Annotated in this window: 16 protein-coding genes and 2 pseudogenes; 4 read left to right on the top strand and 14 right to left on the bottom strand. The window is 63.6% G+C overall.

All coding sequences use genetic code 11. The features are described from left to right. From JNB89_RS29510 to JNB89_RS29555, 11 genes and pseudogenes are all read right to left on the bottom strand, one after another. A pseudogene (locus tag JNB89_RS29510) lies at positions 1–3,427 on the bottom strand (beta strand repeat-containing protein); the annotation flags it as partial. A gap of 213 nt (positions 3,428–3,640) precedes the next feature. Continuing rightward, a pseudogene (locus tag JNB89_RS31455) lies at positions 3,641–3,778 on the bottom strand (ESPR domain-containing protein); the annotation flags it as partial. 818 nt (positions 3,779–4,596) lie between these two features. Next, positions 4,597–5,013 (bottom strand): CopD family protein, encoded by a 417-nt coding sequence (locus JNB89_RS29515; RefSeq protein ID WP_220364560.1) that lies wholly within the window; start codon positions 5,011–5,013, stop codon positions 4,597–4,599. 31 nt (positions 5,014–5,044) lie between these two features. Continuing rightward, positions 5,045–6,316, bottom strand: a complete 1,272-nt coding sequence (locus tag JNB89_RS29520) for a glutamate-5-semialdehyde dehydrogenase (RefSeq protein WP_220364561.1) — start codon at positions 6,314–6,316, stop codon at positions 5,045–5,047. 244 nt (positions 6,317–6,560) lie between these two features. After that, a complete protein-coding gene (gene holA / locus JNB89_RS29525) occupies positions 6,561–7,682 on the bottom strand; it encodes a DNA polymerase III subunit delta (RefSeq protein WP_220364562.1) in 1,122 nt (373 codons plus the stop codon). Between the two features lie 37 nt (positions 7,683–7,719). Beyond that, positions 7,720–8,274, bottom strand: coding sequence for an LPS assembly lipoprotein LptE (gene lptE / locus JNB89_RS29530; RefSeq protein WP_135893046.1), 555 nt, complete (start codon positions 8,272–8,274; stop codon positions 7,720–7,722). Between the two features lie 91 nt (positions 8,275–8,365). Next, positions 8,366–10,957 carry a leucine--tRNA ligase gene (leuS, locus tag JNB89_RS29535; protein ID WP_220364563.1) on the bottom strand — a complete coding sequence of 864 codons (2,592 nt, stop codon included), beginning with the start codon at positions 10,955–10,957 and terminating at the stop codon, positions 8,366–8,368. Between the two features lie 155 nt (positions 10,958–11,112). Then, entirely contained in the window at positions 11,113–11,577 is a 465-nt protein-coding gene (locus tag JNB89_RS29540; protein WP_220364564.1) for an ExbD/TolR family protein, read from the bottom strand. A gap of 57 nt (positions 11,578–11,634) precedes the next feature. After that, positions 11,635–12,354, bottom strand: a complete 720-nt coding sequence (locus JNB89_RS29545) for a MotA/TolQ/ExbB proton channel family protein (RefSeq protein ID WP_220364565.1) — start codon at positions 12,352–12,354, stop codon at positions 11,635–11,637. Positions 12,355–12,472: 118 nt separating this feature from the next. After that, positions 12,473–13,270, bottom strand: a complete 798-nt coding sequence (gene dapB / locus JNB89_RS29550; protein ID WP_220364566.1) for a 4-hydroxy-tetrahydrodipicolinate reductase — start codon at positions 13,268–13,270, stop codon at positions 12,473–12,475. A gap of 176 nt (positions 13,271–13,446) precedes the next feature. Continuing rightward, on the bottom strand, positions 13,447–14,277 hold the full coding sequence (locus tag JNB89_RS29555) for an outer membrane protein assembly factor BamE (RefSeq protein ID WP_220364573.1): 831 nt from the start codon (positions 14,275–14,277) through the stop codon (positions 13,447–13,449). 158 nt (positions 14,278–14,435) lie between these two features. Here JNB89_RS29555 and fur point away from each other — a divergent pair, with 158 nt between their 5' ends. After that, the gene (gene fur, locus JNB89_RS29560) at positions 14,436–14,864 is read left to right on the top strand and encodes a ferric iron uptake transcriptional regulator (RefSeq protein WP_012434340.1); all 429 of its coding nucleotides are present in this window, start codon (positions 14,436–14,438) and stop codon (positions 14,862–14,864) included. 245 nt (positions 14,865–15,109) lie between these two features. Here the strand turns inward: fur and gap are convergent, their stop codons facing one another. Both gap and tkt read right to left on the bottom strand, forming a co-directional pair. Further along, complete coding sequence (gap, locus tag JNB89_RS29565; RefSeq protein WP_013340495.1) at positions 15,110–16,120, bottom strand: type I glyceraldehyde-3-phosphate dehydrogenase; 1,011 nt, start codon at positions 16,118–16,120, stop codon at positions 15,110–15,112. 107 nt (positions 16,121–16,227) lie between these two features. Further along, positions 16,228–18,249, bottom strand: a complete 2,022-nt coding sequence (tkt, locus tag JNB89_RS29570) for a transketolase (RefSeq protein WP_220364567.1) — start codon at positions 18,247–18,249, stop codon at positions 16,228–16,230. Between the two features lie 300 nt (positions 18,250–18,549). Between tkt and speE the strand changes: the two genes are divergently transcribed. The 3 genes from speE to JNB89_RS29585 all read left to right on the top strand — a co-directional run bounded on the left by speE (position 18,550) and on the right by JNB89_RS29585 (position 20,731). Next, the gene (gene speE / locus JNB89_RS29575; protein ID WP_220364574.1) at positions 18,550–19,446 is read left to right on the top strand and encodes a polyamine aminopropyltransferase; all 897 of its coding nucleotides are present in this window, start codon (positions 18,550–18,552) and stop codon (positions 19,444–19,446) included. Between the two features lie 111 nt (positions 19,447–19,557). Beyond that, on the top strand, positions 19,558–19,971 hold the full coding sequence (locus tag JNB89_RS29580; RefSeq protein ID WP_220364568.1) for a VOC family protein: 414 nt from the start codon (positions 19,558–19,560) through the stop codon (positions 19,969–19,971). Positions 19,972–19,990: 19 nt separating this feature from the next. After that, positions 19,991–20,731: a 16S rRNA (uracil(1498)-N(3))-methyltransferase gene (locus JNB89_RS29585; RefSeq protein ID WP_220364569.1), complete on the top strand. Its 741-nt coding sequence runs from the start codon at positions 19,991–19,993 to the stop codon at positions 20,729–20,731. A 190-nt stretch (positions 20,732–20,921) separates the two neighbouring features. Here JNB89_RS29585 and JNB89_RS29590 read toward each other — a convergent pair whose 3' ends face one another. Then, entirely contained in the window at positions 20,922–21,482 is a 561-nt protein-coding gene (locus JNB89_RS29590) for a barstar family protein (RefSeq protein WP_013340500.1), read from the bottom strand. Positions 21,483–21,494 lie beyond the last annotated feature (12 nt).

The following is a 21,494-nucleotide window of genomic DNA, read 5'->3' on the forward strand; positions in this document are numbered from 1 at the left end:
TGGTGATGTTGTTCACGACGTTCGTCACGTTCGACACGTTCTGATTCGTCGCATACAGCTGCGAGCCGTTCACCGCGTCCACGCTCGTCGCATTCACCGCTCCCGCCGAGACACCCGTGAGCGTGCGCGTGCCCGCCTTGCCGGTGAAGTCCACCACCGTGCCGTCAGTGCCCTGCGCCACCGTGATGTTGCGCGTGACCGCATCCTGCTGCACCAGCCCCACCGTACCGCTGTTGATGTTGTTCGTCAGGTTCGTGATGTCCGTCGTGTTTTGCGTCACGCGACCGTCCAGGTTGGTGATCGCATCGCCAACGTTGTTCACCGTCGTGCCGCCCACCGAATACGTCGGGTTCGTGATCGCGCCCGTCGTCGTGTTGTACGTCGAACCGCCACCCAGCGCTGCAGCCGTCGCCGCTCCTTCGTTATTCACCTTCGCGTCTTCCGACTGCAGCTGGCTCACGTTCACCGCATCCGTCGCGTTCAGACCTGCCGCGACGTTCGTGATGCGACGCTCGGCGCCGGCCGAGCCCACCGACACTTCACCGCCCGCCGCCGTCGAGGCCGCGATCGTCGAGGTGCCCGGGTTGTAGCCTGCTGTCGTCAGCGTCGTCGAGCTGGCGATCGAGCCTGCGCCCAGCGCCACGCTGTTCAACGTCGTCGCCGACGCGCCATTACCCAGCGCCACCGCGTTCGATGCCGATGCCACGGCCGCCGGACCCGCTGCCACCGAATCCGTGCCCGCTGCCGACGAATCGGCCAGCGTCGAGTTCGCGTGGAAGTACTTGATGCCGCCACCGTTATTGATGTTGGTCATGAAGGTATTGGTCACGCCCAGTGCATTGTCGATGTCGGTCAATGCACCACCCACCGTGGCATAAGGCCCCGTCGCGCCAGTAATGGCATCGGCGTTAGGCAGCACGTAGCTGGGGCCGGTCACCGCGCCCGTCGTCGAGTTGAACGATGCACCGCTGCCCAGCGCAGCGACAACCGGCTTGAGCTGCGAAACGTTGACGGCATCCGTGTCCTGCGTGCCGGCCGCCATGTTGACGAGCTGGCGCGTTTGCGCTGGTGCGGTGTAGATCCCTATACCGGAATTGACGGTATAGGCAGTATCGGCGCCGATCGAGACCGTGTTCGTGCGATCTGTGAACGAGCCATTCCCCAGCGCGACAGAGTTGTCGACGCTGGCGCGCGACATGCGACCTATCGCCACGGAGCCGTTCGTTCCCGCATCGACCAACGAATTGGTGCCCATTGCCACGGAGCGATCACCCAAGGCCTGGGCGCGATCACCATAAGCCGAGCTGAGGAGGCCAACAGATTGTGCATGATAGCCGGCCGCCACCGACTGCTGACCAGAGGCAGTGGCGAGATAGCCGAAAGCCGCACCATATACTCCAGTCGCTTGCGTATCTATGCCCAAAGCCATCGATGAGGTTCCGCTCGCGACCGTCGCAGTGCCCATAGCCAAGCTGAACCCGCCGGTCGCTTGGGCGTTTTCCCCGATCGCCACTGATGGTCCTACATTGGCAACACTGGTCGCTGTAGTGGCACCTTGGCCAATGGCGATGTCTCCGCTACCGTAAGCATAAGCTTTGGGCCCTGCCGCCACAGCACCGTAATTTAGCGCGCTGGCGTCATCCGTGCCATCGTTAGAGCCGGTGGATTTGAAATAGCGGTTGGTATAGGTGGCCATGTTATTGACCGAACTGACCGCCTGATTGGTGGCATAAAGCTCGCTGCCGTTGACGGCATCGGTCGAGTTGGCGGAAATCTGGCCGGCAGCGACATTCTGCAACTGGCGGGGTGCGGTGGACGAGCCAATGCTCACCACATCGCCTGCAGCAGGAGCGCCACCTGCGAAGGTGTAGGACACGCCACCCAGGGTCGTGCCGGTGGTCGCGACCGCCGCAGAGGCGGTAGAACTATTGCCCAGCACGACCGCGCCGTTGAGGCCCGCAGCAATACTGATGTTATTGCCCATCGCAAAGGCATTGTTCGCCGCAATCGTGTTGTTATTGCCGATCGAATAACTGTTGCTGCCGGTGATCGTGCTCGGATCGCCGAACGCGCCCGAGTTGTTGCCGCTGACGATGTTGCCCGTACCGATGCTGATGCTGTTCGTGCCGGTCGCCTGCGCGCCATAGCCGATCGCCACTGCATTGCTCGCGCTCGCCACTGCCGCCGGACCTGCTGCCATGCTGTTCTGGCCCGCTGCCGACGAATCAGCCAGCGTCGAGTTCGTGTGGAAGTACTTGATGCCAGCGCCACCGTTGGTGATGTTGTTCACGACGTTCGTCACGTTCGACACGTTCTGATTCGTCGCATACAGCTGCGAGCCGTTCACCGCGTCCACGCTCGTCGCATTCACCGCTCCCGCCGAGACACCCGTGAGTGTGCGCGTGCCCGCCTTGCCGGTGAAGTCCACCGCCGTGCCGTCGGTGCCCTGCGCCACCGTGATGTTGCGCGTGGCCGCATTCTGCTGCACCAGCCCCACCGTACCGTTATTGATGTTGTTCGTCAGGTTCGTGATGTCCGTCGTGTTTTGCGTCACGCGACCGTCGATGTTCGTGATCGCATCGCCCACGTTGTTCACCGTCGTGCCGCCCACCGAATACGTCGGGTTCGTGATCGCGCCCGTCGTCGTGTTGTACGTCGAACCGCCACCCAGCGCTGCAGCCGTCGCCGCTCCTTCGTTATTCACCTTCGCGTCTTCCGACTGCAACTGGCTCACGTTCACCGCGTCAGTGCCGCTCAGGCCCGCGGCCACGTTCGTGATGCGGCGCTCCTTGCCTGCCGCGCCCACCGACACCTCGCCGCCGGCTGCCGTGGCTGCCGACAGTGCGCTGCCGCCCGGGTTGAAGCCTGCCGTCGCCAGCGTCGTCGAGTTCGCCACCGAGTTCGAACCCAGCGCCACCGAGTTCGCCGTCGTCGCGCTTGCGTTGCCGCCGATGGCCACCGCGTCTGTGCCCGTTGCCGACGAGTCCGCCAGCGTCGAGTTCGTGTGGAAGTACTTGATGCCAGCGCCGTTATTAATGTTGTTGAGGTTATTGCCCAACTTTCCGAGCGCTGTATCGACCGTGTTAAACGCATTGCCCACGTTGGTGGCCGCGCCCGACGTACCGTCGATCGAGTTTGCGTTTGCCAGCGCATAGCTAGGGTTGCTGACCGCCCCGCTAGCAGCCACGGTAGCACCACCGCCGAGCGCTGCAGCCACCGAGGAGCTTACTGCGTACAACTGCGAGCCGTTAACACCATCCATGCTCGCGGACGAAACGATGCCAGCGCTCAGATTGATAATCTTGTGCGAATTCAGGTCCGTTGTGCTGTCGAGGATAATGCTGCCGGGCGCGTGCAGCTTGATCGACTGACCAGGAGTGCTGCCTGTCCACGCGCTGCTAGTGGTAGTCGCGTTGTTCACCGACAGATAAGTGTCATTTGGGTCCGCATATGCATCTGTCGGAACTCCATCCGCAGCGCCGCCCATGTAAATCACGTCTGAGCCGGTCGTACACTGCATGTTGTAACCCATCCCTCCCGTGCCATTAATTCCATAGGTCGTGTTGTTCGGGCTACACACGACTATCCCGTTCGCGTAGGACGCGAGCGGCGACAAAGCTACGCCGCCAGCAAAAGCGATTTTGACGACTACGCTCGCTGACGCACGGCTCTTCCCGCGTCCCTTCGCATTCTCCTGCGCTGCTATCCAGGTGCCAGTCGATTCGTTCCAAACTGAGCGGTATGTCTTGTTCATCTGTGATCCTGATCTATTTGCCATTCGTGCGGGACCACTTGTTGATCCCACTGAACAGTTGACGTGACGAAATAAAGTCCTTGTCGGGGAACCGTTGCAGCGTCTTTGTGAGACGGTTTCTAACTATCCCTACGATGTCATTGACTTTATTGCGACAAAGGCCGGCGAAATATCAGAGCATTCTTAATATCGAGTCGTATGAGAGCGGCAATACAGGAATATTCCCAAGGCGGCGTGCGATGATCGCCACGAGTTGCGCGCATGACGCGACGCAACGCACCCCGACAACGGGCAACGCAGCAGTGCCTCTCGCACGAGAAGAAACGATGGTGTCGGCGCGTACCAAGCGGCGATTTGCAGCGACATCGCTCGACCGATTCGGTCTTGAGGCGCTATACCAACGGGCCGGATACCCGCAGCTTTGCCGCGCTTCGACGTGGGATAAGTAGACAACCCGATGCTTGCGTTATATTTATTTAGGTATCCGACGCGGGTCTATTGCAGAAATCCGATCAAATATCGGACGCTTCTGTTTATTTTGGGAATTGTCCTATTTACTCGACAGTGGTTTTCAAGCAGCCCCGCGATATTGCCTCGCCTCGTTAAGCTTTAAGAACAGGAAGCAAAGCAAAGAGGCATATAAACCCGTCTAGAATGACGCGAAGGATAGGGGGTCGCTGTTCAGGGAGAATGCGTCGGCGCGATGTACGGTTCGCGTTACGACCACTGGCTCCTCAACAGAGCTGTGTCGGATGATTCGGTGTCCGTCTAAGAACGAAAAGCCCGGTTTGCTGTTTCCAGCAAACCGGGCTTTTCTTATCGATGCGACGCGGCAACCGCGCTCAGAACGGCTTTATCACGACGAGCGCAACCGCCGCGAGCATTCCAAGAACGGGGAGTTCATTAAACATCCGAAACCACTTGTGCGAGCGCGTATTTTCACCGCGCTCGAAGGTCCGCAACAGTACACCGCAATACGCGTGATAAACCACCAGCAACACAACGACGCCTACCTTCGCGTGGAGCCACCCCTGCCCCTGGCCGATCCCGACCGCCAGCCATAGCCACAGCCCGCAAGCCAGCGCCGGCACCGCGATGAACGACATGAAGCGAAACAGCTTGCGCGCCATCAGCAGCAAACGCTTCACGGCGTTCTGGTCGGTCTCCATCGCGAGATTGACGAAGATTCGCGGCAGATAGAACAGCCCCGCAAACCACGAAGCGACGAGAACGATATGAAACGTCTTGATCCACAGCATTGGCGGTCCTTGTTGTTATCAGTGTCCGTTCTTACTGGCGGCCTTCGCCATGCCCGAGCACGACGTACTTCAGCGAGGTCAACCCTTCCAGTCCGACCGGGCCGCGCGCATGAAGCTTGTCATTGGAAATGCCGATCTCGGCGCCCAGTCCAAACTCAAAGCCGTCAGCGAAACGCGTCGATGCGTTAACCATCACGCTTGCCGAATCCACCTCGCGCAGAAAGCGCATGGCGCGGTCGTGATCTTCGGTCACGATTGCATCGGTGTGCTGCGAGCTATACGTGTTGATGTGATCGATCGCCGCATCCAGGTTGTCAACCACCTTGATCGCCAGTACGGGCGCAAGGTATTCGGTGCGCCAGTCTTCCTCGGTCGCATCGACGAGCGGTGCCACACCCGCATCCGCCAGAACCGCACGCGCCGCCGCATCCACGCGCAACTCGACATTTTTCTCGCGATACAGCTTGCCGAGCGGCGGCAAGACTTCCGCTGCAATGCCGCGCGCGACCAGCAGCGTTTCCATCGTGTTGCAGGTGCCGTAGCGGTGCGTCTTAGCGTTATCGCAAACGGTCAGCGCCTTGGCCAGATCCGCGCGGTCGTCCACGTACACGTGGCAAATGCCGTCGAGGTGCTTGATCATCGGCACGCGCGCCTCCTGCATCAGCCGCTCGATCAGGCTCTTGCCGCCGCGCGGCACGATTACGTCGACGTATTCGGTCATCGTGATCAGCTTGCCGACCGCCGCGCGGTCCGAGGTCGCGACAACCTGCACCGCGTCCTGCGGCAAACCGGCTGCTTCCAGACCTTCGCCGATCAGCTTCGCGAGCGCCGTATTGCATTCGAGCGCTTCCGAACCGCCGCGCAGAATCGTCGCATTGCCCGACTTCAGGCAGAGCGCGGCAGCGTCGATCGTCACGTTAGGACGCGATTCGTAAATGATGCCGATCACGCCGAGCGGTACGCGCATCTGCCCGACCTGAATGCCGCTCGGCCGGTATTTCAGATTGCTGATTTCGCCAATTGGGTCGGCCAGCGCCGCGACCTGGCGCAGACCTTCCACCATCGTCCCGAGCGCTTTGTCCGATAGCGTCAGCCGGTCGATGAAAGCCGCGTCGTGACCTTTATCGCGCGCGCGTGCAACGTCGCGTGCGTTGGCTTCCTTGAGCAACGCGGAATCGCGCTCGATGCCCGCCGCGACCGCCGCAAGCGCGGCGTTCTTCGCAGCCGTCGACGCCCGCGCCATCGCACGCGATGACTGGCGAGCGCGGCGGCCGAGGTCGGTCATGTACTGGTCGATATCCATGGTGATTCTCGTATTGCCGGGCACGCTGACACGCGGCGCACGGGCTGATTAGCGAAAGATCCAGCGATTGTAAGTCGGGCCAGGGCGCTTTGCTTGCGAGGGCGCGGTTAGCGCTGCCGGGATGCCACGATGCTGCCGGTGCATGACAGGCCGAGCTACGCTCGCCAGGCTTGGCTTTGCATTGCGGCTGGCCGGCTGAGCGCGGCGACACCTCAAACTCCGGCGCTTACAGCAACAGCGAAACTCACGCCGGCCTGCGCACCGCGGCGGCCGCGGCACCCCGAGGAGGTCGCGGCGGCGGCACGGCGGACGTTTTCGGCGCAGCCACCGTCATTGCAAGCTCGAACAGGCCGTCCCATGGGTCAGGCGGCGGATCATTGCGATGATTGCCTGGCGTGCCGCCCGACAGACCCTTCACCTGCCGATCCAGCCGCGCCGCCAGCGCCAGCGCTTTTTCCAGCGAGCCCTCGCTAACACGCGACAAAGCCGGCCCGATCAGGCGCTCGCGCGGACCCCACACGCGGTTTTCGCGCACCAGCATGGCAAGCGGCTTGCCCGCCGCGACGCCGCGCTTGATCCGCAGCAGCGTGCGCAATTCCTCGACGACGGCCCACAACACCAGCACCACCGCCTCGCCTTCGCCGCGCAGCCCGTCCAGCATACGCGACAGGCGGCCGACGTCGCCCGCTAGCATTGCCTCGTTGAGCTTGAACACGTCGTAGCGCGCAACGTTCAGCACCGCGTCGTGAACCTGCTCGAAGCTGAGCGAGCCCGCCGGGTAAAGCAGTCCCAGCTTCTGAATTTCCTGATGAGCGGCGAGCAGATTGCCTTCGACACGCTCCGCAATGAACGCCAGTGCGCGCCGCCCTTCCTCGCCCGCGGCTACCCGTTGCCCCTGCGCCGCAAGCCGCTGCCCAACCCAGTTCGGCAATTGCGCACGTTCGACGGGATCGATTTTCAAGGCGACGCCCGCGTCGGCGAGCGCCGTGAACCACGCGGATTTCTGCGTGGCGGCGTCAAGGCGCGGCAGCGTGATCATGGTCAGCACGTCGTCGTTCACCGACGCCGCGAGCGACTTCAGCGCATCCGCGCCTTCCTTGCCGGGCTTGCCCGACGGAATGCGCAACTCGACCAGTTGGCGGTCGCCGAACAGCGACATCGACTGGCTCGCGCCCAGCAGCGAGCTCCAGTCGAAGCTGCGCTCGACCGTGAACACCGAGCGATCCGTGAAGCCGGCCACGCGGGCCGCCGCACGGATCCGGTCGCACGCTTCCTGCGCGAGCAGATGCTCGTCGCCGTACACGACGTACAGCCCGGCGAGTCCCTTGGCGAGATGCGCTTCGAGCGCGTCAAGTCGCAGTTGCATGGCTACGAGTATGCCCGGTCGGAGCGACGCGCGCCGCTCACAGCGGCGGCGGCGGCAGCGGTGCGCGCGGCGCGACGGCCGGCACCTGCTCGCCCGGCGCCGGATGCAGCGAACGCACGCTCGACAGCCGCCGCGTCAGCTGGTCGATCGCGTCGTTTTCCATGTCGGCGAACAGAATGTCCGACTCGGCGGCCTTCGCCTGCGAGTACTGGTCGCTATAAGTCATCGCGCGGTTCAGTGCGATCACGCTCGGCGGGATCAGCACGGTGCCGTCCTTGCCGACGAGCGTGTAGTTCATGTTCAGATTCAACTGATACTCGGCGACCACGCCCAGCGAATTCAGCGTCAGCGTGCTGGTGCCGCGCGCCTCGGTGATCTGCAAGGTGGCGTCGGCATTGGCCACCGACTTCACGACCACCGTGTCGCTGCCGCCTTCCACGATGCGCGCGAGCCGTGCGCTTGCCGCCGGCGAACCGCCCGCGATAAAGAGGCGCTTGAAGGCATAATCCTGCTGGCCGCGCAGCTGGAAGCCACAGGCCGACAGCATCAATACGCTACAAGCCAGCGTTACGAAAAGCGATCTGCGAGTCACATTGGCTCCTGGTTCGCAGTAGATTCCCGGCGCGCGGCACGCGCCGCCGTGCGAGGCGGCGCCATGCCGGCCGGCAGATAGTGCTGTCTCGTCAAACGACCACGTTTACGAGGCGTCCCGGCACCACGACGATCTTTTTCGGCGCCTTGCCTTCGCTGAACTTCGCGACCATTTCGTGCGCGGCTGCGAGCTGTTCAATGGACTCACGCGACGCGTCTTTGGCCACCGTCAGCGCGCCGCGCACCTTGCCGTTCACCTGCAGCACGAGTTCGATTTCCGATTGCTCGAGCGCCTTCTCGTCGACCTTCGGCCACGGCGCATCGAGCAGCGAGCCGAATTCGTCGGCATAACCGAGTTCCTGCCACAACTGGAACGTCAGGTGCGGCACCACCGGATACAGCACGCGCAGCATCACGCCGTAGGTTTCGCGCAGCACCGCGGGCAGCGCGCCCTTCGCGCCGTCGAGCGCGTTGAGCATCTTCATGCCCGCCGACACCACCGTGTTGTACTGCAAACGCTGGTAGTCGAAGTCCGCCTGCTTGAGCACGCTGTAGATTTCGCGGCGCAGCAGTTTGTCCGCGTCGCCGAGTTGCGCGGCGTCGAACTGGCCGCCTGCCCGCAGCGCAGCTTCGTTTGCGTGCGCGAAGCTCCAGACCCGGCGCAGGAAGCGGCTCGCGCCTTCCACGCCGGAGCCCGACCATTCGAGCTGCTGCTCGGGCGGCGCGGCGAACATGACGAACAGACGCGCGGTATCCGCGCCGTGCTGATCGATCAGCGATTGCGGATCGACGCCGTTGTTCTTCGACTTCGACATTTTCTCGACGCCGCCCAGCACGACCGGCTGACCGTCCGCATTCAGCACCGCGCCGACCGGGCGGCCCTTGTCGTCGAACGACACCGTGACGTCCGCCGGGTTGTACCAGGTCTTCTTGCCCGTCGCGTCTTCGCGGTAATACGTTTCGTTGAGCACCATGCCCTGGGTGAGCAGGTTCTTGGCCGGCTCGCCGAACTTCACGAGGCCGAGATCGCGCATCACCTTCGCCCAGAAGCGCGAGTACAACAGGTGCAGGATGGCGTGCTCGATGCCGCCGATGTACTGGTCCATCGGCGCCCAGTAGTCGGTGCGCTCGTCGACCATGGTCTTCGCATCCGGCGACGCATAGCGATAGAAATACCACGACGAATCCACGAAGGTGTCCATCGTGTCGGTTTCGCGTTTGGCCGCACCGCCGCAGCTCGGGCAGGTGCAGTTCAGAAACGCTTCGGACTTAGCGAGCGGGTTGCCCGTGCCGTCCGGCACGAGGTCTTCGGGCAGCACGACCGGCAGGTCTTTTTCCGGCACCGGCACGTCGCCGCACTTCGGGCAGTGGATGATGGGAATCGGCGTGCCCCAGTAACGCTGGCGCGACACGCCCCAGTCACGCAAACGCCACGTGATCTGCTTGTCGCCGAGACCGAGCGCCTTCAGGTCGGCGGCAATCGCGTCCACGGCCTGTTCGTAGTTCAGGCCGTCGTACTTGCCGCTGTTGACCAGCGTGCCGGTCTTCTCGCCGTACCATTCCTGCCAGGCGTCGGTGGAAAACTCCTTGCCCTCGATCGCCACCACCTGCTTGATCGGCAGACCGTATTTCTTCACGAACGCAAAGTCGCGCTCGTCGTGCGCCGGCACGCCCATGACCGCGCCTTCGCCGTAGCTCATCAACACGTAATTGCCGATCCACACCTCGACCTTTTCCTGCGTCAGCGGGTGCGTGACGAAAAAGCCGGTGGCCATGCCCTTCTTTTCCATCGTCGCCACGTCGGCTTCGGCCACGCCGCCGCGCTTGCATTCGTCGATGAAAGCCTGCAGCTCCGGCTTGTCTTTCGCAAGGCGCGTGGCAAGCGGATGCTCGGCGGCAATCGCGCAGAACGTCACGCCCATAATCGTGTCGGCACGCGTGGTGAACACGCGCAACAGCTTCTGCTCGCCGTCGATTTCATACGGGAAGCCGAAGTTCACGCCGAAGCTCTTGCCGATCCAGTTCTGCTGCATGATCTTGACGCGCTCGGGCCAGCCGAGGCCCTCCAGATCGTTCAGCAGTTCGTCCGCGTACTGCGTGATGCGCATGTAGTACATCGGGATTTCGCGCTTTTCGACGAGCGCGCCCGAACGCCAGCCGCGGCCTTCGATCACCTGCTCGTTGGCGAGCACGGTCTGGTCGACGGGGTCCCAGTTGACGGTGCCAGTTTTCTTGTACGCGATGCCCTTTTCCAGCATCTTCAGGAACAGCCACTGGTTCCACTTGTAGTAGTCCGGGCTGCAGGTGGCGACTTCGCGCGACCAGTCGATCGCGAGGCCCATAGACTGCATCTGCTTCTTCATGTAAGCGATGTTGTCGTAGGTCCACTTGGCCGGCGGCACGTTGTTGGCCATCGCCGCGTTTTCCGCGGGCATGCCGAACGCGTCCCAACCCATCGGCATCAGCACGTTGTAGCCGTTCATCCGCAGATAGCGGTACATCACGTCGTTGATCGTGTAGTTGCGCACGTGCCCCATGTGCAGCTTGCCCGACGGATACGGCAGCATCGAGACGCAATAGAACTTGGGCTTGTCGGTGGTTTCCGTCGTCTTGTATGCGTCGACGGCGCGCCATTGCCCTTGCGCGGCGGATTCGACGTCGGAGGGAACGTATTTTTCGTGCATGGTGTGATGGGATCGCTGGTTTCGGTGCTTCCGCACCGGCCGCTATGCTGCTTTGGTGCTTTTGCTGGATGAAATGACGTCGTTTCCCCTTCTTTGGGGAAAGGGCTGATTATACCGTTCGCGGACGGCTGCGCCGCGCCGCGGACGCCGTGCGCCTACTGCTTGCCGGCCGGCGGCGGGTCCGTGACAAAGCCGATGCGTTCCAGACCCGCTTGCTGCGCGGCGCCCATCACTTGCGCAATCACCTCATAGCGCGTGTTGCGCTCGGCGTGCAGGTGAATTTCCGGCTGCGCGGCCGCGTTGTCGGCCTCGCCGGCCTGCGTGGATTCGGCCTCTTTGCCCGCTTGCGCGAAGCGCGCGCGCATCTGCTCGAGCGTGATGGCACTGCCGTTCCAGTAAAGCTTGCCCGCGGCGTCGATTGAAAGCGAAATGGTTTGCGGCGTTTCGCGCGCCGGCGCCGCGGCGACCTTGGGCAGATCGAGCCGGATTGCGTGCGTGAACAAGGGCGCCGTAATGATGAAGATCACGAGCAGCACCAGCATCACGTCGATCAACGGCGTCATGTTGATCTCCGCCATGGGCGCGGCCGTCTGCTTTTTGTCGAGTCCGCCGAATGCCATGTCGCCTCCTTCGTGGTCTGCCCGGTTGACGCGCTGCGTCCGCCTTGCCTTGCGCGCTCAGCGGGCCTGGTGGGCGGCCGCCTGCTGGCTGCGCAGCGGCGCTTGCGGCTGGCCCGCCGGGGCGCAGACGTACGCGTGCAGGTCGTGCGCGAAACCGTCGAGTTCCTCGGACAACTGCCGCACGAGCCGCCCGAGCACGTTGTAGGCAAGCACGGCGGGAATCGCGACCACCAGACCAAAAGCGGTCATGATGAGCGCCTCGCCGACCGGACCGGCGACGCTTTCGATCTGCGCCTGACCACTCGCCGCGATGCTGCCGAGCGCGTGATAAATGCCCCACACGGTGCCGAGCAAGCCGACGAAAGGGGCCGTGCTGCCCACCGAAGCCAGCAGCACCTGGCCGAATTCGAGCCGCCGCTGCGACGCACTGAGTGCCTGCCGCAACGCTCTGAGCACCCGCTCGTTGCGCTCCACGCGCGCGAGCAGCGCACCGGGAATATCCACCTCGGCGGCCTGAAGCGCGGCTTCGGCGAGCGGCGCGAAAACCCGCTCCCGGTCGGCGCGCTTCAGACCGGCAACGCCCTCGGCAAGCGTAGGCGCCTGCCAGAAGCGGGCGACCGCGCGTGCGCCCTGGCGTTTCGCGCGCACCAGCACCCAGCTCTTGACGATCAGAAAGCACCAGCTCGCAATCGACATCGCCAGCAGGACATAGGCGACGCCATGAGTGATCGCGTCGCTCGTTTGCAGGTAATGGATGATGCCGCTGCCGCCTGCCATCTGACCTCGCCTTGAGTAAGTGCCGCTTGAGCCTGCGTTTATGCCTGCGTTTATGCCTGCGTTTGGGCTCCGTTTGAGCTGCGTTTGGACGTGCAATTAACCGTGCGTTGGCACGCGCCTAGCGCAGGCCGAGCACGTCCTGCATATCGAAGAAACCCGTCGGGTGCCCTTCGAGGAAACGCACCGCACGCAGTGCGCCCTGCGCGTATGACAGACGGCTCGCCGATTTGTGCGTGATTTCGATGCGCTCGCCAATGCCTGCGAACAGCACCGTATGGTCGCCGACGATGTCGCCGCCGCGAATCGCCGAAAAACCGATGGTGGACGGATCGCGTTCGCCGGTCACGCCTTCGCGGCTGTAGACCGCGCAGTCGTCGAGGTTGCGGCCGAGCGCATTGGCGATCACTTCCCCCATGGTGAGCGCGGTGCCCGACGGCGCGTCGACCTTGTGACGGTGATGCGCCTCGATGATCTCGATGTCGTAGCCGGTCGCAAAATGCTTCGCCGCAAATTCGAGCAGCTTGAGCGTGACGTTCACGCCCACGCTCATATTCGACGCGAACATGATCGCGATCTTGTCCGCCGCGGCGCGAAGTTGCGTTTTCTGCGCGTTGTCGAAACCGGTCGTGCCGATCACCATTTTCACGTTGTGGCGCTGCGCCGCTTCGAGATGCGCCATCGTCCCTTCGGGACGCGTGAAGTCGATCAGGTAATCGGACTCGGCAAATACCCGTTCAATGTCGTCCGTCAGCACGACGCCCGTCTGTTTGCCGAGAAAAGCGCCTGCGTCCTGACCGAGTTGCGGCGAACCCGCACGGTCGAGCGCGCCGGACAGCGTGGCGTCGGAATCGTTAAGAACGGTTTCGATGAGCATGCGGCCCATACGGCCCGATGCGCCAGCAATCGCAATTTTCATGGTTACGAGGGTTCGAATGAACAGCCCGGCAAGCGCGGGCACAAGCGGCGGTGGGCAGCACGCCCTCGCGCCGCGCATGACTGGACCAGCACAGAAGCGGACGGTGCCGCGCTTCGCAGAAGCCACGCCGCAGCGGGCGAATGCGCAGCCACCGTCATACAACAAGGACAGCCGGATTACTGGCTCGTTCCCGACGTGGACGGCGCGGTGAGCGGCGCGTTATACGTGGGGCTGCTGCCGCTTTGCGACGAACCCGCCGGTCCCACCGGATTGTCTTGCGCCGACGGCGACGGCGGCGGCGGCGGACGGTGGAACTGGAACTGCGGCTGGCCACCGGAGGTCGGGCCTTGCGGCGGCACGCCGCCGGCGTTCGCGGTGGGTGCCGTGGAGCGCACCGAAGACGGCGTATTGCGCGACGGCGTTTGCACGGCATTCGTCGCACGATTGGCGGCTTGCGCGGCTTCCGCATTCGGGTCGGTGGACGGCGCGGCGGCAGCGGCTGCGCCGTCCACGGACGGCGAACGTGCCGTGTCCACGGTGACCGGAGCAGCGGCGGCGGCCGGCGCGCTCGCGCCCGCAGCGCTCGCCGCAACCGGCGCAGCCGACTTCTTGCCACGCTTGTCGCCGTCGATCTCGGCGAGCAGTTCCAGATTCGACGGCAGGTCTTCGCCGCCGCTCCAGCTTGCGACGCGGTCGCCGGCGAACATCACGATGAAGTCGCGCTGCTGCACGACGTTGGTCGAGCCGCGCTTGAAATAGAACACGTAGTCCCAGCGGTCCGCGTGGAACATGTCGGCGAGGAGCGGCGTGCCGAGCAACTGACGCACCTGGGCACGCGACATGCCGACCTGCATTTGCGAGGCCGCTTCTTTCGAAACGAAGTTGCCCTGCACGACGGTAATGCGGTACGGCGTGATGCTTTGAGCGATCCGCTGCGTGACGCTGTCGTAAGTGGAACACCCTGCAAGGATCGCGAGAGCCGCAACAGCGATCAAGGTACTCCGCATGCGGCTCCCCCGGTAGATCAGTTGAGATTTTGAAATCATTTCACTCACCGTGCGGGCCCGCTGACGAGCCGCGCGAGTTTCATTCCATCGAAGATGACCAGAACGGCAAAAACGCATTACTATGAGAGCCCAGCATTGTACTCTAGGGATCCCTTGTCATGACCAATCCAACCGATCTCAAGAATATCGGGCTCAAGGCGACCCTTCCGCGCCTCAAAATCCTTGAGATTTTTCAGCACAGCCCGGTCCGTCACCTGACGGCCGAAGACGTGTACCGCAACCTCCTGCACGAGGAGCTCGATATCGGTCTTGCGACCGTTTATCGCGTGCTGACGCAGTTCGAGCAGGCCGGCCTGCTGTCGCGCAGCAATTTCGAATCGGGCAAGGCGGTGTTCGAACTGAACGAAGGGTCGCATCACGACCATCTGGTGTGTCTCGACTGCGGGCTCGTCGAAGAGTTCTTCGACTCCGAAATCGAGAGCCGTCAGCAGTCTATTGCGAAGGAACGCGGCTTCAAGCTGCAGGAGCACGCATTGGCGCTGTACGGCGCCTGCACCAAGGAAAACTGCCCGCATCGCAAGCATTGACGCGGTAGCGGCTGGACCGTGCCCGTTCGCGGTCCGCAGGTCGACAGTGAGCTGGAAGGCGGCTCGGCCCCGTGAAACGGGCCGAGCCGTTTTTTTGTCGTCCACTGAAAGAATCAGCGTACGCCCGACTCGTTTCGTTTGCTTACCGCGCCGTTGCGTGAGCGAAAAAAAGCCGCTCCGGGGAGCGGCTCTTGTCGCCTGACGGACCGCCTGATACAAGCCGGCGGCCCAAAGCACTGGCGTGCTTACTTCGCGTTCGCGAGCGCCACGGCCGTATCCAGCATGCGGTTCGAGAAGCCCCACTCGTTGTCGTACCAGCTCGACACCTTCACCAGGCGGCCCGACACCTTGGTCAGCGTCGCGTCGAACGTCGACGAAGCCGGGTTGTGGTTGAAGTCGACGGACACCAGCGGTGCGTCGTTATAGCCGAGAATGCCCTTCAGCGCGCCTTGCGACGCCTCCTTCATGATCGCGTTGACTTCTTCCACCGTCGTGTCGCGCGCGGCGATGAACGACAGATCGACCACGGACACGTTGATGGTCGGCACGCGAATCGCATAGCCGTCCAGCTTGCCGTTCAGTTCCGGCAGCACGAGGCCGACCGCCGAAGCAGCGCCGGTCTTGGTGGGGATCTGGCTGTGCGTGGCCGAGCGCGCGCGGCGCAGGTCTTCGTGATACACGTCGGTCAGAACCTGGTCGTTCGTGTACGCGTGGATGGTGGTCATCAGGCCGTTCACGAGACCGATCTTGTCGTTCAGCGGCTTGACGAGCGGCGCGAGGCAGTTCGTCGTGCACGATGCGTTCGAGATGACCGTGTCCGACGCCTTCAGCACGTTGTGGTTCACGCCGTAGACGATGGTCGCGTCGACGTCCTTGCCGCCCGGCGCCGAGATGATGACCTTCTTCGCACCGCCCTTGATGTGCGCGCTCGCCTTTTCCTTGGTCGTGAAAAAGCCCGTGCACTCCATCACGACGTCGACGTTCAGCTCGCCCCACGGCAGTTCAGCCGGATTGCGGTTGGCCAGCACGCGGATCTTGTCGCCGTTGACGACCAGGTAGTCGCCGTCCACCGACACGTCGCCCGGGAATTTGCCGTGTGCGGTGTCGTACTGCGTGAGGTGGGCGTTGGTCTTGGCATCGCCGAGATCGTTGATGGCGACGATTTCGATATCGTGCTTCTTGCCGTTTTCATAGAAGGCGCGCAGCGTGTTGCGGCCGATCCGGCCGTAGCCGTTGATTGCGACGCGAATCGTCATGGTCTATCTCCTGATGGCTGAAAAAATACGTCGATGTTTCGTCTGACCGCCCGCGTTGCCGCGCGTTCATGAGTGCTTTCACGCGTGCGGCAACGCTTTGCGCCGGGTCAGCCGAGTGCGGCTTTAGCCGTCTCCACTACATGCTCGACGGTGAAGCCGAAATGCTTGAACAGCACGCCAGCCGGGGCCGATTCGCCAAACGTGTCGATGCCGACCACGCCGCCTTCCAGGCCCACGTACTTGCGCCAGAAATCCGTCACGCCCGCTTCGATCGCGACGCGGCGCACGCCCTGCGGCAGCACGCGTTCGCGGTACTCGGCGTCCTGCCTGTCGAAGACGGTGGTCGACGGCATGGAGACGACGCGTGCCGCAATGCCCTCGCGCGCGAGCGGCTCGACCGCCTTCAGCGCCAGTTCGACTTCGGAACCGGTGGCAATCAGGATGATCTTGCGCGCGACGATTTCGTCGTTCCAGTCGCGCAGCACATAACCGCCCTTCGCGATGTTGGCGATCTGCGCGTCCGTGCGCTCCGAGAACGGCAGGTTCTGACGGCTGAAAATCAGGCACGACGGACCGTTGTGCTCGACCGCGTGAGTCCAGGCCACTGCCGTTTCGACGGTATCGGACGGACGCCATACGTGCAGGTGCGGAATCAGGCGCAGGCTCGCGACGTGTTCGATGGATTGGTGCGTCGGGCCGTCTTCGCCGAGACCGATCGAATCATGCGTGAACACGAAAATGGACGGCGCTTTCATCAGCGCGGCGACGCGCAGCGCGTTGCGGCTGTAGTCCGAGAACGTGAGGAAGGTGCCGCCGAACGCCTTGAAGCCGCCGTGCAACGCGACGCCGTTGATCGCGGCGCTCATGCCGAACTCGCGCACGCCGTAGTTGACGTAGTTGCCCGCCGCGCGGCCTTCGCCGTTCACGCGCACGGGCTTTGCCGCCTTCCAGTTGGTGAGGTTCGAACCGGTCAGGTCGGCCGAGCCGCCGAGCAGTTCCGGCAGCACTGCCGACAAACCCTCGATGGCCTGCTGCGACGCCTTGCGCGTGGCGACCGTTTCCGCGCGTTCGTTGGCGCCGGCGATGATCGCCTGAGCCTTTTCTTTCCAGTCAGCCGGCAATTGCTTTCCCGTACGCCGCTTGAATTCAGCGGCTTCCTGCGGATATTTCGCCGCGTACGCCGCAAACGCCTTGTCCCAGTCGGACTCGAGGCGCGCGCCGGCTTCCTTCGCATCCCACGCCGCGTAGACTTCCTGCGGAATCACAAACGGCTCCCACTTCCAGCCGATCGCCTCGCGCGTGGCCGCAATTTCCTTGTCGCCCAGCGGCGCGCCGTGCGAATCGTGGCTGCCGGCCTTGGTCGGCGCGCCTTCGCCAATCACCGTCTTGCAGCAGATCAGCGTCGGCTTGTCCGACAGCTTCGCCTGCTTGATGGCGGCATCCACTGCGTCGACGTCATGCCCCTTCACGCCCGGAATCACGTTCCAGCCGTACGCCTCGAAGCGCTTCGGCGTGTCGTCGTGGAACCAGTGCACCACCTCGCCGTCGATCGAGATGCCGTTGTCGTCGTATAACGCGATCAGCTTGTTCAGCTTCAGTACGCCGGCGAGCGAGCAGGCTTCGTGCGAAATGCCTTCCATCAGGCAGCCGTCGCCGACGAACACGTACGTGTAGTGATCGACGATCTTCGCATCAGGCTTGTTGAATTCCGTGGCGAGCAGCGACTCCGCGAGCGCCATGCCGACCGCATTCGCCAGACCCTGGCCGAGCGGGCCGGTGGTGGTTTCGACGCCCGGCGTGATGCCGTACTCGGGGTGGCCCGGCGTTTTCGAATGCATCTGGCGGAAATTCTTCAACTCGCTGATCGGCAGGTCGTAGCCGGTCAGGTGCAGCAGCGAGTACAGCAGCATGGAACCGTGGCCGTTCGACAGCACGAAGCGGTCGCGGTCCGCCCATTGCGGGTTTTTCGGGTTGTGGCGCAGATGGCGCGACCACAAAGCCACGCCGATCTCGGCCATGCCCATCGGCATGCCGGGGTGGCCGGAGTTCGCTTGTTGAACGGCGTCCATGGACAGCGCGCGGATCGCGTTGGCCATCAATGAAGTGGGTGCGGGAGACGGGGTCGTCATGTCGAGTCCGGAGACAGAGTCAAAAAGCGGTGCGCGCTTGAGGCCCGGGAGCTCGGCGGCCAGTTCGCTTCGGCGCACGGTGCGGCGCCGGGAGACGCGAAACGGGCAGAGCAAACGGACAAGGCTGAAAGCGTGTCATTCTAACAGAACGCAGTCCGGCCCCCTGTGCGCGAGGCCGCATGGGGCCGTGCGCCCGGGTGGGTAGCCCCCCTCCTGAGCCTGCTGCGGTGAGGGCCCTGATAGGCAGGGCCCTGATACGCACGAACGCTTACAATTGTCGAGATAACTCAACGCGCGATGATGCAGGCAAGACCCTTGAGCGCTCCCTTGTTGTTCCGCCCCAGTCCTGACGCTGTCTACGGATTTCCGCACGCTTCGCTGGTTGCGCGCGTGGACTCGCCCTATCAGCGCATCGAGGTATGGGACACGCCGCAGCTCGGCCGGCTCTTCACTCTGGATGGCCGCCCGATGACCTCCACCGGCGACGAGTTCATCTATCACGAGTGCATGGTGCACCCGGCGGCGCTGGCGCATCCGGCACCCAAAGCTGCGCTGGTGCTGGGCGGCGGCGACGGCGGCGCGGCGCGGCAACTGCTCGCGCATGCCGGCATGGAAAGAATCGTCGTCGCGGAACTGGACGAACAGGTGGTTCGCCTGACGCGCGAGCACATGCCCGAAGTGCACGGCGGCGCCCTCGACGACGCGCGCGTCGAACTGGTGATCGGCGACGCAGCGCATTACGTTGCCGCTGCCGCCGACGCGCGCTCCGTGCAGTTCGATTTGATCGTGTTCGACCTGACGCCGCCTGACTCCCCGGCGGCCGGCCTGTACACGAGCGCCTTCTACCGGCAGCTCAAGCGCGTGATGAGTCTGGGCGGCGCGTTGTCCGTCCACCTCGGCTCACCGTACTTTCACGCCGCGCGCATTGCCCGCCTGCTCGACGATTTGCGAGGCGAGTTCGCCGTGGTGCGCACCATGCACACTTACGTGCCCCTATACGGCTCGCTATGGATGATGGCGACGGCCAGCGACAGCCTCGACCCCGCCGCGCTGCCGGCCGATAGCGTCGCCGAGCGCCTCGCCGCGCGTCAGATCGACGCACTGAAGCACTACAGCCCGGCCACGCATGCGGGTCTGTTCGCGGTTCCCGCGTCGGTGCGCGATAAACTAAGTCAATTCTTAAAGCCGACAAGCTAACGCACGGGCAAAATGCACGGCCTGGCCCGTGGGCGCTATCCCATAGTCGATACGGGACTCGCTGCCGGCTTCACGGCACGCGTCCAACAACCCATAGATCCGGAGAACCCCATGACCGCCTCCCGCCCAGCCGGTGTGCCCTGGTTGACCCCCTATCTGACGGTGCGTGACGCGCGTGCCGCGACCGCGTTTTACGCGGCGGCGTTCGGCTTTGATTTGCGGGACAGCGTGCAGGACGACGGCGTCGTCATGCATGTCGAGATGACCTACCAGGGCCAGTTGATCGTGATGTTCGCGCCGGAAGGCGCGTTCGGATCCACCGCGAGAACCCCGCGCAGCGCGGGTGCCATTGCGCCGCAATCGTTCTATGTCTACGTCGACGATGTCGACGCGGTTTACGCCCGCGCGCTCGCCGCCGGCGCCAAATCGTTGAGCGAGCCACAAGACCAGTTCTGGGGCGACCGCTTCGCCCAGGTCGAAGATCTGGACGGCTACCGTTGGGCGCTCGCTCGCCACCTTTCGTGAACTAATGAGTATTTTTCTGATGCCTCGCTTCTTCGTCGGTACGTCTCTTTCGCCCGACGGCGTCTTGCAACTCCCCGATGACGTCGTCCGGCACGTTCTCGTGCTGCGCCTGCAGGTGGGCGACTCCATCGTGCTTTTCAACGGAGAAGGCGGCGAATACAGCGCCGAACTCGTCACGATCGAGCGGCGTGCGATCACGGTGAAGGTTCGCGAGTTCCGCGACATCGAAGTGGAACCGCCGTACCGCCTCTCACTCGCGCAGGGCATTGCGAGCGGCGACAAGATGGACTGGCTGATCGAAAAGGCCGTAGAGCTCGGTGCGTCCAGCTTCGTGCCGCTCACGACCACGCGCAGCGTCGTGCGGCTTGCCGGCGAGCGCGCGCTGCGGCGTCATACGCATTGGGAAGGCATCGTGCGGGCGTCGTGCGAACAGTGCGGGCGCAACCGCCTGCCGGAGGTCATGCCGGTGCGGGAAATCGCCACGTGGCTCGGCGCGATGCCCCGCGTGCCCGCGGCCGACGAACTGCGCATTCTGCTGTCACCGCGCGCCAGCATTCAGTTCTCGGCGCTGCCCACGACCGCGCCAAAGGGGCCCGTTACCGTGCTGGTCGGCCCCGAAGGCGGCTTTTCCGCCGCCGAAGAAGCGGCAGCGATGGATCATGGCTTCCAGGCCGTGGGACTCGGACCGCGTGTGCTGCGCACCGAAACCGCGGGCATCGCGGTGCTCTCGGCGCTGGCGGCGATGTGGGGCGGGTGGTAAGCGGCTGAAGCGGCCCGGTTGCACGCAAGGCAACGAGCAAACAGCCGCGGGTGGAGCGGCGCTCACAGCGCCGCAATCATTGCCCACTAAAGACAAAGGCCCGCCAGCTAAAGTGGCGGGCCCCTCCTGCTGAGACTGCAGTCCGGCGGCAACGCAATCTGGAAGCCGCGGATTCCGCTCAGCGCAGCATTCAGGCGAACGAATAAAAGACGCGGAACGCAACCTTGCGCTCAGCCCAGAATTCGGCGGCTTCGCGGAACACGTCCAGCAGCGTCTCGCGCCCGTCCTTGTCGAACTTCTGCGCGACGGGCAACTGCTCGAGCACGATCACGAAGCCCGGCTGTGCGCCCGCCTTGTGAACCAGGTCGGTCAGGCAGTCGTAGAGGGCGTCATAATTCTTGCCGAAATGTTTCGGAAACAGGAACGAGGTGGCGATGGTTTCCAGAACTTCCTGCTTCGACTGCGCGTTCGCGCAATACGCATATAGGAAGTGCTGCCCGAGGTGGTTCGCCTCGTCGGCGAGGTCCTGAACGCGGAACGCGCGGATCGACTGTACGATGTTCGGTCGCACGGTCCTGAAAAGACTCATGGGCTCCTCGTTCGATGAAACCACACTGCCAGGCTCGCTCCGGTTCTCGCGGCCCTGCTCGCCCTCGCGCATTTGCATGACGCGCTGAAACAGGTTGCCCTCGCCGGCCGCGAAAAGATCCGTCGCGACTCCGGTGTCGTGCGCGTAGACGTTGTCGCTCATGCCGTTCATCCC

Origin of the sequence: Paraburkholderia phenoliruptrix, assembly GCF_019511605.1 — a bacterium.
Classification (GTDB): domain Bacteria; phylum Pseudomonadota; class Gammaproteobacteria; order Burkholderiales; family Burkholderiaceae; genus Paraburkholderia; species Paraburkholderia phenoliruptrix_A.

Coding starts and splice junctions, on each gene's coding strand:
- dapB (WP_220364566.1), bottom strand. CDS start 13,270: ATGAAAATTGCGATTGCTGGCGCATCGGGCCGTATGGGCCGCATGCTC.
- fur (WP_012434340.1), top strand. CDS start 14,436: ATGACCAATCCAACCGATCTCAAGAATATCGGGCTCAAGGCGACCCTT.
- gap (WP_013340495.1), bottom strand. CDS start 16,120: ATGACGATTCGCGTCGCAATCAACGGCTACGGCCGGATCGGCCGCAAC.
- JNB89_RS29585 (WP_220364569.1), top strand. CDS start 19,991: ATGCCTCGCTTCTTCGTCGGTACGTCTCTTTCGCCCGACGGCGTCTTG.
- JNB89_RS29515 (WP_220364560.1), bottom strand. CDS start 5,013: ATGCTGTGGATCAAGACGTTTCATATCGTTCTCGTCGCTTCGTGGTTT.
- speE (WP_220364574.1), top strand. CDS start 18,550: ATGCAGGCAAGACCCTTGAGCGCTCCCTTGTTGTTCCGCCCCAGTCCT.
- leuS (WP_220364563.1), bottom strand. CDS start 10,957: ATGCACGAAAAATACGTTCCCTCCGACGTCGAATCCGCCGCGCAAGGG.
- tkt (WP_220364567.1), bottom strand. CDS start 18,249: ATGACGACCCCGTCTCCCGCACCCACTTCATTGATGGCCAACGCGATC.
- JNB89_RS29590 (WP_013340500.1), bottom strand. CDS start 21,482: ATGAGCGACAACGTCTACGCGCACGACACCGGAGTCGCGACGGATCTT.
- JNB89_RS29520 (WP_220364561.1), bottom strand. CDS start 6,316: ATGGATATCGACCAGTACATGACCGACCTCGGCCGCCGCGCTCGCCAG.
- JNB89_RS29555 (WP_220364573.1), bottom strand. CDS start 14,277: ATGCGGAGTACCTTGATCGCTGTTGCGGCTCTCGCGATCCTTGCAGGG.
- holA (WP_220364562.1), bottom strand. CDS start 7,682: ATGCAACTGCGACTTGACGCGCTCGAAGCGCATCTCGCCAAGGGACTC.
- JNB89_RS29580 (WP_220364568.1), top strand. CDS start 19,558: ATGACCGCCTCCCGCCCAGCCGGTGTGCCCTGGTTGACCCCCTATCTG.
- JNB89_RS29540 (WP_220364564.1), bottom strand. CDS start 11,577: ATGGCATTCGGCGGACTCGACAAAAAGCAGACGGCCGCGCCCATGGCG.
- JNB89_RS29545 (WP_220364565.1), bottom strand. CDS start 12,354: ATGGCAGGCGGCAGCGGCATCATCCATTACCTGCAAACGAGCGACGCG.